We start from the raw sequence: 11,833 nt of genomic DNA on the forward strand, positions 1-11,833 counted from the left end.
GGTTTGGTCCGCAAGGACCAAGCCACCACGCGAAGGGGCGGGGGCCCATCATCTGCGAAGCGCACTCTGCACGACTTTTGAAAGGAAACGCCATTGGCTAGCCAGGATTGGGTGGACAAGGACTTCTATAAGATCCTTGGTGTTGCCAAGGACGCTTCTGATGCTGATATCAAGAAGGCGTACCGGAAGTTGGCGCGGAAGCACCACCCGGATACCAACGCGGGGGACACTGCCTCGGAGAAGAAGTTCAAGGACATCTCCGAGGCCTACTCCGTACTCTCAGACGCCGATGAGCGCCAGCAGTACGACGCCATCCGGGCGATGGGCGGCGGGGCGCGCTTTGCGCCCGGCGGCGCAGGCGGAGCCGGTGGCGGCGCGGGCTTTGAGGATCTCTTCGGCGGCCTCTTCACCGGCGGCGGCGGCCGGCACTCCGGCGGCTACAGCACCTCCGGCGGCATCCCGCCCGAGTTCGCCGACCTCTTTGGCGGCGGCGGCTTTGGCGGCGGACAGTCCTTCCAGCGCGCACCCCAGAAGGGCGCCGACCGCACCGCCTCAACCAGTATTTCGTTCGCCGGATCCATCCGGGGAACCACCATCGGGCTGCGTGAGCCGGACGGCGAAGTCATCGACGTGCGCATCCCGGCCGGCATCAAAGACGGCCAAAAAGTCCGGGTCCGCGGCAAGGGCCAGTACGGTCCGGCCGGCAACGGCGACCTTATGGTCACGGTCGGCGTGAAGCCGCACGATTTCTACACCCGCGACGGCGACAACCTGCGCATCCACGTCCCGGTCACCTTCGCGGAGGCCGCCCTGGGCGCCGACATCGAGGTCCCGACGATCGACGGCGAGAAGGTCAAAGTCCGGGTTCCCGCCGGTACACCCACCGGCCGGACCCTCCGCGTCAAGGGGCGCGGCGTCAAGCACACCAAGGCCACCGGAGACCTGCTGGTAACCATCGACGTCGCCGTGCCGAAGAAGCTGAACAAGGACGCTGAAGAGGCCGTGAAGGCCTTCGCTGCGGCGACCGCCGGCGAGGATGTCCGCGACGGCCTGGCAGCCAAGGCCCGGCTCTAGGAGTCCTGCCGTGGACATCGAGTTCGACCAGCCGATTTTCGTTATCTCCGTCGCCGCGGAACTGGCGGACATGCACCCGCAGACGCTGCGCCAGTATGACCGGCTCGGCATCGTCTCGCCCAGCCGCGCGCCCGGCAAGTCCCGGCGCTACTCGCAACGGGACGTTACGAGGCTCCGCGAGGTGCAGCGGCTCTCCCAGGAGGGCGTCTCGCTGGAGGGCATCAAAAGGATTCTGCAGCTGGAAAACCAGGTTGCCGCGCTGCAGAACCGGGTGGCCGAGCTGACCGAGGAAGTCGGCCGGCGCCGGCGGCCGTTGGACTCCCGCATCTTCGCCGCCGGGGCGGCCGGCGACGTCGTCACGCTGGCCCGCGGCCAGCGGCCCCGGGCCCGGTCGCAGGCCCTCGTGGTGTGGCGCCCCGGCGCGTTGGACAAGTAGGCCGCAGGCCGGATTAGAGGCACTGGACTAGCATGAATGTGCAGGCCGTGCGCCACCGCGTGCCCCCTGTGCACGGCCGCCTTTCCTTCCGGATCGGGGCCGCCGACGTCCCCACACACYGACGCCGGCACCAACGGCCAACCGGAGGAGGACAATATGGCTGAAGAAGGAAGCGCCCGCCGTCCCGGGGACGGGCCCCCGAAAACGGTGATCCAACGGACGCTGCTCGGCGGCACGGATCGACGGAGCAACGTCCCCGACTTCGAGAACCGCCCGCCGATCTCCAGCCAGGAGCTCAGCCGGGGTCCCGCTGAACTGATCGAAGACCTCAGGCCCAAGGTTAACTGGCGCGTCTTCATCATCGCTTCGAGCATCATCATTGCCTTCTCCGTCTGGGCCATGGTGATGCCCGCCGGTGCTGCCGCGACCATGAAGACCGTGGTGGCGTGGATCGCCCAGAACGTCGGCTGGTTCTACGTGCTGACCATTACCGTGGTGATCGTGTTCGTGCTTTGGGTCGCCTTTTCCAAGGAAGGCTCAGTCCGGCTCGGCCCGGACCACTCCCGCCCGCAATACAAGCTCTTCACCTGGGTAGCCATGCTCTTCGCCGCCGGCGTGGGCATCGACATGCTCTTCTTCTCCGTCACCGGGCCCATCAGCCAGTACATCAGCCCGCCGTCGGGTCCGGGCCAGAGCCCGGCGTCGGCGCAGGATGCCGTGGTCTGGACCATGTTCCACTACGGAATCGCCGGCTGGGCCATGTATGCGCTGCTCGGCATGGCCATGGGCTATTTCGCCTACCGCTGGGGTATGCCGCTGTCCATCCGTGCGGCCCTGTATCCGCTGCTGGGCAAACGCGTCCGCGGCGGGATCGGCGACACCATCGATATCCTCACCCTGGTGGGTACGGTCTTTGGCGTGGCCACGTCCATGGGCATCGGCGTGGTGCTGCTGAATGTCGGATTCGCCCTGCTTTTCGGCCTGCAGCAGGGTCTGGGCCTGCAGATCGCACTGGTGATTGTCGCCGTCGTCATGACCATCGCGGCGTGCACCTCCGGAGTCGACAAGGGGATCCGCTGGATCTCCGAACTGAACATCTGGAGCGCGGCCGCCATGCTGCTGTACATCCTGGTCACCGGCCAGACCTCCTTCCTGCTTAACTCCCTCGTGGAGAACATTGGCCGGTTCATCTTCACCCTCCCCGACCGCACCCTGCAGACTTTCGCGTACGAAGCAGGCGGCTCGCAGTGGATGGCGAGCTGGACGCTGTTCTTCTGGGCGTTCTGGATGGCGTGGGGCCCGTTCGTGGGCCTGTTCCTGGCGCGCATCTCGCGTGGCCGTACCTTGCGCGAGTTCGTCATCGCCGCGATCACCGCCCCGGTGCTGTGCGACTTCCTGATCGTGAGCATCTTCGGCAACAGCGCCATGCATGAGGTCCTCAGCGGCAATACGGAGTTCGCGCAACTCGCCATCGCCAGCCCCGAACAAGGCTGGTACGCGCTCCTGGAGATGTTCCCCGGCGCCGGCTTCCTGATCGGCCTGGGCACCCTTTCCGGCCTGCTGTTCTACCTCACGAGCGCGAACTCGGGCGCCATGGTGATGTCCAACTTTTCCTCCTCGATCCCGGACCCGTCCCAGGACGGCGCCAAGTGGCTGCGCATTTTCTGGGCGGTGCTGACCGCGCTGCTGACCATTGCCATGCTGGTGGCCGGCGGGGTGACCACCATGGAGTACGCCACGCTCATCTTCGCGCTGCCGGTAACCATCATCGCCTTCCTGGTGATGGCCTCCTTCTCCAAAGCGCTGCGGATGGAGCGGGCCGAACGCGAAGGACACGTCGTGCGCCGGCAGGCGACTGCCGCGCACGGCGGCCTCGTGCCCGAACGCAGCTGGCGGCAGCGGCTGGCGGGAATGCGCTCCTATCCATCTAAGAAGCAGGTGGCCCAGTTCATGGAGCGGGTGGCCCAGCCGGCCCTGGCCGACGTGCTCAGGGAGTTCACCAAGCAGGGCTACCAGGCGACGCTCGACAGCATTCCGAACGTAGAGACCGGAATCTCCAGCCACCGGCTGGTGGTCATCATCCCGGAGCACCGGAACTTCGAATATGAGGTTCAGGCCCTGGAAGCTCCGGTGCCCATGTTCGGCGGCCGGATGTCCCGCGAAACGGACGTCTACTACCGGGTGGAGGTGTTCACCCAGACCGGCTCCGAAGGTTACGACCTGATGGGGGTGACCCACCAGCAGATCATCGACGACGTCCTTGACCGCTATGAGGCGCACCTGGGCTTCCTGACCTACTCGAGCCAGCACGACTATGCCTCAGTGCTCACGCCGCCGCCCGCACCCGCCACCGGCTCCATCGCTAGGGTGGAGCCGGCGCAGGACGGGGGCCATGACAGTCCTGACACCGAGGTGAAGGACTGACCGGTCCGGCCGCCTGGTTCGGCCGACGGCTAGTGCCAGCTGCGGAGTGCTTCGAATCGAGGAACTGAGTACACCGTTCAGCTGCCCACGTAGCGGCAAGCCGGAAAGTCGAGTACCTGCCTCGCGGGACCTCGCGGTCGGCCAGACTGTTCAATTGAGGTGGCCAGGCACCCGAGCTGGCAATTCGAACAGTGGCAGATGCCGGGGGGCACCGCATGTTGAATCACCGAACCTTCGATCCTTCAGCGCCGGGTGCCTCGGTGCCCGGACCCGCACTGATCGCGGGCAGGCCATGAATTCCGGGCTTAGTTCCTTGGCCCTCCTGGCTGGATCACTGCCAGGCCTGGTCCTGCTGTCCCTGGGCCAGACAGTTGTGGTGGTATGCGTCTGCTTCGACATGATTCGCGCGCTCTCGGTGCCGCGGTCCCACCGCCGCTACGTGGCAACCACGGTCTTTACGACCCTGGTTTGGCCTTCCATCGTCATCAGCGGAGTCTCGGCCCTGATATATGCCGCCAGCGGGACGTGGCTGAACGTCGCGGGCGGAGTCTTCGTGATGGTCATGATGATTTTCCGCTGGCGCCACGGCGGCGATGAGGACAACTGGTGGAAGGGCAAGGGCAAGAAACTGGCCACCTGGTTCCGAAACCAGACCGCCTCCCGGACAGTGACCGCACCCGCCGCAGCCTAGTCGTTGAACAGCTCGGCCGCGCGACGGGCCAACCCGGTGGGACCGAATACCGAGGTCAAGGACTGACGAAGGTGTCGGGGGCGCCGCCAAAGCCGATGCCCCGGTAGATGTCCGGACGCTTCTTCTTCAACCGAAGTCCCCACAACAGCCCGGCAATTCCGGGCACCACCACCAGAGCCGGCAGGATCCAGGAAAGCGGCGAGAAGCCGTCCGAGCCGATCAGGACGTTGAAATTGACGACGATCAGCACGAACACCGTGCCCAGCGTCAGTGCAGCCAGGGCAGGCGCGATGACCCTGGTCCACAGGGAATACCCGGCAGCGTGCTTACGAAAGTAGCCGATGGCCGCCACCGAGATGAGGACCAGGAGCAGCACCAGGCCGAAGGCCGCCGTGTTGGTCAGCCACGTGAAGAAAGTCAGGACGGGGTACATCTCGCCCAACTCGGAGCCGATACCGGCAACGGCAAACACGGCCAGCATGGCCAGGGCCAGGAGGGACTGGGTCAGCGAGCCGGCCACCGGGGCGTGCCGGGTGTTGACGCGGGCAAAGCCGCGCGGCAGCACACTTTCACGACCCAGCGAGAACACGTACCGGGCCACCGCGTTGTGGAACGCGATCAGGGCGGCCAGCAAGCTCGTGATGAACAGGAGCTGCGCAATGTCGGAGACGATCGCGGCGCCGTGGCTGGAGAGGAAGACGAACGCCAGGTCAGGGCCGAACTCCCGGGACATCGCCACAATCTGGCTCGGGCCCGTGCCGACGGTCATGGCCCAGCCGGAGAAGGCGTAGAAGAGTGCGATGATGCCGACGGCAATGTACGTTGCCCGGGCGATGGACCGGGTGGGATCCTTGGCCTCCTCGCTGTAGATCGCGGCGGACTCAAAGCCCATGAACGCCGCCATGCTAAACGCCAGTGCGGCCCCAACGCCGGCCGTGAACAAGTTCGACGGCGCCAGTCCGGCACCGCTGGCGCCTTCCGGACTGACGGCAAACGAGACAATGTCGAACACAATGACCGCCAAGAATTCAAGCCCCACAAGGACGCCGATAATCTTGGCCGACAGGTCGACCTTGTTGATGCCCAGCCAGCCGACAATGGCGAAGCCCACGAGCGCGGTCAGCCACCATGGGACGTTCAGCCCAAGCTTGGCATTGACAAAGGAGGCCGATGCAAAGCCGAAGAGACCGTAGATTCCGATCTGCATTGCGTTGTAGGAAATGAGCGCCACCCATGCTGCGCCCACCCCCGCGGCACGGCTGAGCCCCTGGGCAATGTAGGCGTAAAACGCCCCGGCGTTGCGGATGTGTGAACTCATGGCCGCGTAACCGACGGCAAAGAGCGCCAGGCAGACCCCGAGCACGATGAACGAGAGCGGAATGCCAACGTTTCCGGTGACCGCGAAGTTGCTGGGAATGCCGCCTGCCACCACAGTCAACGGGGCGGACGCGGCAATGATCATGAAGACCAGGGCGGGCACGCCGAGCGTGCGCTTGCTCAGGCCCTCGGTGGCATCGCTGCCGGCTATGGTGCCGGTAGCCGGAAGGGTTTGTTCGCGTGACATTAAAACCTCCATTGGGAGAATAACGATACGTTGAGTGTGTCAGTTGTCACAGGCCCTGGCTTGTTATTCGCGGCACCGGCATTGACTACCAGCGCACAGGATTCCACAGGGCCTACGCCGGCAAGGTCGTCCTACATGCAGACGGAGCCGAAGCCACACATGTGGCAACGGCCCCCGTCTTACTCGCTCCGCCGGAGCCCTTAGCCGTTGATGACCTGCGGCACGCCAAGGGCTTTAAGGCCTTCGACGCCGAATTCGAGTCCGTAGCCGGATTGCTTGGCCCCGCCGAACGGGATGCGGGGGTCTACGGCGCCGTGCTTGTTGATCCAGACGGTGCCGGCCTGGATGCGGGCGGCTACTTCGCGGGCGGCATCCGGGTCGGAGGACCAGACGGAGGCGCCGAGTCCGACGTCGACCGCGTTCGCCATGGCAACAGCCTCATCCACGGTGCTGTAGCGGATGATCGGCAGGGCGGGGCCGAACTGCTCTTCGGCGACGAGCGGGTTCTCGTTGGCGATGTCAGCCACGAGAGTGGTGGGGTAGAAGTTGCCGGGTTGCTCGTCGTTCGGGTTGCCCCCAAGCAGCACCCGGGCGCCGGATTCCCTGGCGGCCTCCACGAGCCGCGCGACGATGTCGTACTGCTGCCGGTTCTGCAGCGGGCCCAGAACGTTGGCCTCGTCCAGGCCGTTGCCCATGGGCATCGCGGCGGCGACGGCGGTGAGTTCCGCGCAGACAGCCTCGTACGTGGAGTCGTGGACGTAGAGGCGCTTCAGTGCGGCGCAGGTCTGCCCGGTGTTGATGAATGCGCCCCAGAATAGGCCCTCGGCGATGGCCTTGGGATCCGCGTCCGGAAGCACGATCCCGGCGTCGTTGCCGCCAAGCTCCAGGGTGAGACGCTTGACCGTATCGGCGGAGGATTTGATGATGGCCTTGCCTGTGGCAGTGGAGCCAGTGAACATGACCTTGCCGACGGCCGGGTGTTCGGCCAGGCGTGCGCCGACGTCGCGGCCGCCCGAGACCACGGACAGGAGGCCGTCGGGCAGTTCTTCGTTGATGATCGCAGCCAGTGCCAGCACCGACAGCGGCGTGTATTCGGACGGCTTGACCACGACGGCGTTGCCCATGCGCAGCGCGGGGGCGATCTGCCAGACGGTGATCATCATGGGCCAGTTCCACGGACCGATCGCGCCCACGACGCCGATGGGCCGGTAGTGCAGTTCGGCGCGGGTCTCGCCGTCGTCCACCACGGTTTCCGGTTCCAGGGCAGTGGTGGCTGCGACGCGCAGCCAGGCGGCGCAGGCGCCGACCTCGAAGCGGGCGTTCGGCCCGTTGAGGGGCTTGCCCTGTTCCCGGGAGAGCAGGCGGGCGAGTTCCTCGGCGGAGCGTTCGACGGCGTCAGCGGCCCTGAGGAGCACGGCGGACCGGGCCTCGTGGCCCAGGGCGGCCCACGCCGGCTGGGCGGCCGTGGCGGCGGCGATGGCGTGCTCCAGGTCCTGGACGGTGTGGACAGGAGCCTGCCCGACCGCTTCGCCGGTGGCGGGGTCCGGGATGGTCCGGGTCGCACCGGACGTCGGGGTGATCGAGGTGAGAAGGGCGTCGTAGGTTTCCATGGGTTGTACTCCACATCGAGTAGTTCAGCGGACGCGGCCGGTACGGCCTGAGAGCGTTGCATCAAGCGTGCTCCGGCGAGGCGCCGAGGGTCTTGTCTATCCGCGAAGAGGTGTTGTGTGCGAGCGAACGGAAGCCGGCGGCATTGCCCAGGGCTCAGGACCGGGGCATGCCACGCCGCCAGTCGCTGGGGGATTCGCCGAAGGCGTCCCGGAAGGTACGGCTGAAGTGGGCGGCATCCAGGAAGCTCCAGCGTGCGGCCACGGCCCCCACCGGCAGGCCGGCCAGCAGCGGATCCCGCAGCTCGCGGCGTGCCCCTTCCAGCCGCCGGGTCCGGATCCAGCTCGCCACGGTGGTTCCCGATTCATGGAAGACGTTGTGCAGGTGCCTTGTGGAGATGAAGTGGGCAGCCGCGATCGACGCGGGCGAGAGCAACGGATCGGCCAGATTGGCTTCGATGAATTCGCGGACGGAGGCCGCCAGGAGGACCTGCGGCCTCATCCGGTCCGGGGCCATGTCCAGTTCTGAATGCAGCATCGTGGAGACGAGATCGAGGGCGTTCGTGGCGAGGCGGGAGCCGCTGGGGCCGCTCAGCGCATCCAGGTTCTCCGCCAGGCGGGAGATGAACGGGCCGACGATCCCGGCGAGGCTTCCGTCCGCCGCCATCCGCACCGCCGAAAGCTGCGCGATGCAGTCCGCCGGCAGGGACAGCGCATCCCAGGGGAACATCACCACCATGAGCCGGGCGTTCCCCTCAAAGGCGAGCGTGTAGGGGCGGCTGGTGTCGTAGATGGAGAGGTCGCCGGGGCGCAGCAGGGCCTCGCGGTTGCCCTGGACGAGGAGTCCGGTGCCCTGCAGTTGGAGATTGAGCTTGAAGTAGCGCTGGTTGGACTGGGCAATCAGCGCCGGCGTGCGGTGGACTTCATGGCCCGTGGAGGACACTTCGACGATCGCCATGCGGTCCAGCCTGCGGGCGCGCATCCGGCCGCGGAAGTTGTCCGGATCTTTGCTTGAGGCGCTCAGCGGAACGAAGGACTCCGCGATGAGGTGCCTCCAATGCTCGAAGGAGGCTGCCGTGCTGGTGCGGATGTCCTGTCCGGCGGGACTGGACGTTGGGAGGGCTGCAACTGCGGTCATCGAGGATCCTGACGCCGTCGTATTCGGGGACTGTGTCATGGGACACATTCTCTTCAGGGTAGCGCCGCACTCCACCGATGTCATCTTTTTTCGACGACCGGCGAAAAAAGAATTATCCGCGAGCCCGGCAGCCCAGCAGGGTCAGGAAGCCCTCCAGCTGCTCGTTCAGCCCGAGCTCCACCTGTCCTTCCGGGGCGAGCGCCGCGGCAATCTGCGCGCCGAGGAGGAAGTTGAGCAGCTGCCCGGCCAGGGCGGCGTCGTCGACGGCGGTGGTGACGGCACCGGTCCGCCGCGCCTCCGCAAGATGCCGCCGCATCGCGGCGAGCCATTGCTGCATCGAATCCCGGTGGATCCGGGCTTTGCCGGGATCGTTGATGGCTTTTTGCCAGAACGGAATGACAATCCGGGCCTCGCTGATCCGCTCCTCATCCAGGGGCAGCACCTCGACGCAGAATGTCCTCAGGGCCGCGAGTCCGGCCTGCCCGGCGGTGACCTGCGCGATGCGCTCGTTGGTGCGGTTGAAGACGTGCCCGAACGCGAAGGTCAGCAGGTCATCCTTCGTGGGAAAGTACGGCTTGAGGGCGCCGTTCGCAAAGCCGGCCTCGAGTGCGATCTCCCGCATGGTGGCGCTTTCAATGCCGAGCCGGGCGATGGTCCGCCACGTCGCATCGACGAGTTCCAGCCGCCGCTGATGGTGGTCGACAATCTTTGGCACCGTGCAGCTCCCCCAAATTTCTATGCGTCGGACTCTTGTGGCACAGCTTACATTTCCGTATTCTCTACAACTATAGAAAATAAAGTTCTGACCCGCCAGGATCACCGAACGAAGGCCGCCATGATGCCCGCACAAACTGACTCCCGTACCTCGTACAGCCCGTACAGCCTAGCCACAGATGCCGAAATCACGGCAGTCCAGGGCATCTTGCGAACCGCCGGCCTGCTGGGCGAGACCAAACGCGTCGCCTATTTGGGCCTGGTGGACCCCGCCAGGAATGCTGCGGCGGGGAACGAGGACCGCCGGTTCRGGGTCTTCCTCCACGACGTATCCGGAGGGCGCCCGGCGGACGTGACCGTCTCGGTTTCCGGCGGCGCGGTGGTTTCCGTCGTCGAACTGGACACGGCCGAGACCGGCGAGCTCCCTGTCCTGGAGGAGGAGTTCGACGTCGTCGAACAGCTCCTGGCCTCGGACGAGCGGTGGCTCAAGGCCTTGGCCGGCCGGGGTCTGGACGTCAGCAAGGTACGCGTCGCACCCCTGTCCGCCGGGGTCTTCGAGTACCCGGAGGAGAAGGGCCGCCGGATTCTGCGTGGCCTGGCCTTCGTGCAGGATTTTCCGGAGGACAGCGCCTGGGCGCACCCCGTGGACGGTCTCGTAGCGTACGTGGACGTCGTCGCCAAGACGGTGACCCAGGTGCTGGACACCGGCGCCGTTCCGGTTCCCGCCGAACACGGCAACTACACGGATCCGGAGCTCACAGGCCCGCTGCGCACCACGCAGAAACCCATCAACATCACCCAGCCGGAGGGGCCCAGCTTCACCGTCAGCGGCGGGAACCACATCGAGTGGGAAAAGTGGAGYGTCGACGTCGGGTTCGACGTCCGCGAAGGCGTGGTGCTCCACAACCTCGCGTTCCGGGACGGCGACCGGCTGCGGCCCGTCATCAACCGGGCGTCCATCGCCGAAATGGTGGTCCCGTACGGGGATCCGTCGCCGATCCGGTCCTGGCAGAACTACTTCGACACCGGCGAATACCTCGTGGGCCAGTACGCCAACTCCCTGGAACTTGGCTGCGACTGCCTCGGCGACATCACCTACCTCAGCCCCGTCATCAGCGACGCCTTCGGCAACCCGCGCGAGATCCGCAACGGCATCTGCATGCACGAGGAAGATTGGGGGATCCTGGCCAAGCACAGCGACCTCTGGACGGGCATCAACTACACCCGCCGCAACCGCCGCCTGGTGATCTCCTTCTTCACCACCATCGGCAACTACGACTACGGCTTCTACTGGTACCTCTACCTCGACGGCACCATCGAATTCGAGGCCAAGGCCACCGGCGTCGTCTTCACGAGCGCCTACCCGGAGGGCGGATCAGCCAACATCTCCCAGCTCGCCCCCGGTCTGGGCGCCCCCTACCACCAGCACCTGTTCAGTGCCCGCCTGGACATGGCGATCGACGGCTTCACCAACCGGGTCGAGGAAGAAGATGTGGTCCGGCAGGCGATCGGCGAAGGCAACGAACGCGGCAACGCCTTCTCCCGGAAGCGCACGGTGATCGCCCGCGAATCCGAGGGCGTCCGTGAGGCCGACGCCCGCAACGGCCGGACCTGGGTCATCTCCAACCCGGAATCACGCAACCGCCTCGGCGAGCCCGTGGCCTACAAGCTGCACGCCGAAGGGCAGCCCACCCTGCTGGCGGACCAGAAGTCCTCCATCGCCCGGCGCGCCGCCTTTGCCACCAAGGACCTCTGGGTCACCCGCTACGCGGCGGACGAGATGTACCCAACGGGCGACTTCGTGAACCAGCACGCCGGTGGAGCCGGGCTGCCGCAGTACGTGGCGCAGGACCGCGACCTGGACGGCCAGGACATCGTTCTCTGGCACACCTTCGGCCTGACCCACTTCCCACGGCCCGAGGACTGGCCCATCATGCCGGTGGACACGGCCGGCTTCAAGCTCCGGCCCGAGGGCTTCTTTGACCGCAGCCCCGTGCTGGATGTGCCCGCCAACGCTCAGCAGTCCGCCGGTTGCCATGGCGATGGCGACGCCTGCGGCCATTGCCACAGCTAGTCCGACGCCGTGAGTGTCGCCCTCAAGTCCGGCCGCGTGTCCGGCGTCGCCGGCATCGTCTTCCATTCCCGGATCTGCGCCGTCGTGACGGCGGCGTCGTGCCTCGCGCAC

At 66.3% G+C, this 11,833-nt stretch carries 9 protein-coding genes; 5 read left to right on the forward strand and 4 right to left on the reverse strand.

The window, feature by feature from the left end; translation table 11 throughout:
- Positions 1–93 precede the first annotated feature (93 nt).
- The 4 genes from AB4Y86_RS03375 to AB4Y86_RS03390 all read left to right on the forward strand — a co-directional run bounded on the left by AB4Y86_RS03375 (position 94) and on the right by AB4Y86_RS03390 (position 4,625).
- Entirely contained in the window at positions 94–1,074 is a 981-nt protein-coding gene (locus AB4Y86_RS03375) for a DnaJ C-terminal domain-containing protein (protein WP_441400071.1), read from the forward strand.
- A gap of 10 nt (positions 1,075–1,084) precedes the next feature.
- Positions 1,085–1,510, forward strand: a complete 426-nt coding sequence (locus AB4Y86_RS03380; RefSeq protein ID WP_441400073.1) for a heat shock protein transcriptional repressor HspR — start codon at positions 1,085–1,087, stop codon at positions 1,508–1,510.
- A gap of 156 nt (positions 1,511–1,666) precedes the next feature.
- Complete coding sequence (gene betT, locus AB4Y86_RS03385; protein ID WP_441400075.1) at positions 1,667–3,934, forward strand: choline BCCT transporter BetT; 2,268 nt, start codon at positions 1,667–1,669, stop codon at positions 3,932–3,934.
- A 292-nt stretch (positions 3,935–4,226) separates the two neighbouring features.
- A complete protein-coding gene (locus AB4Y86_RS03390) occupies positions 4,227–4,625 on the forward strand; it encodes a hypothetical protein (RefSeq protein ID WP_441400077.1) in 399 nt (132 codons plus the stop codon).
- A gap of 55 nt (positions 4,626–4,680) precedes the next feature.
- Here the strand turns inward: AB4Y86_RS03390 and AB4Y86_RS03395 are convergent, their stop codons facing one another.
- From AB4Y86_RS03395 to AB4Y86_RS03410, 4 genes are all read right to left on the reverse strand, one after another.
- Entirely contained in the window at positions 4,681–6,189 is a 1,509-nt protein-coding gene (locus AB4Y86_RS03395) for an APC family permease (protein ID WP_441400079.1), read from the reverse strand.
- Positions 6,190–6,389: 200 nt separating this feature from the next.
- Entirely contained in the window at positions 6,390–7,799 is a 1,410-nt protein-coding gene (locus tag AB4Y86_RS03400) for an aldehyde dehydrogenase family protein (protein WP_441400080.1), read from the reverse strand.
- A 154-nt stretch (positions 7,800–7,953) separates the two neighbouring features.
- Positions 7,954–8,934 (reverse strand): helix-turn-helix domain-containing protein, encoded by a 981-nt coding sequence (locus AB4Y86_RS03405; RefSeq protein ID WP_441400086.1) that lies wholly within the window; start codon positions 8,932–8,934, stop codon positions 7,954–7,956.
- Positions 8,935–9,046: 112 nt separating this feature from the next.
- Positions 9,047–9,649: a TetR/AcrR family transcriptional regulator gene (locus AB4Y86_RS03410; protein ID WP_441400082.1), complete on the reverse strand. Its 603-nt coding sequence runs from the start codon at positions 9,647–9,649 to the stop codon at positions 9,047–9,049.
- 120 nt (positions 9,650–9,769) lie between these two features.
- Between AB4Y86_RS03410 and AB4Y86_RS03415 the strand changes: the two genes are divergently transcribed.
- On the forward strand, positions 9,770–11,722 hold the full coding sequence (locus AB4Y86_RS03415; RefSeq protein ID WP_441400084.1) for a primary-amine oxidase: 1,953 nt from the start codon (positions 9,770–9,772) through the stop codon (positions 11,720–11,722).
- Positions 11,723–11,833: the final 111 nt, after the last annotated feature.

The organism is Arthrobacter sp. 2YAF22_2 (assembly GCF_052114645.1).
In the GTDB taxonomy this organism is placed as follows: Bacteria; Actinomycetota; Actinomycetes; order Actinomycetales; family Micrococcaceae; genus Arthrobacter.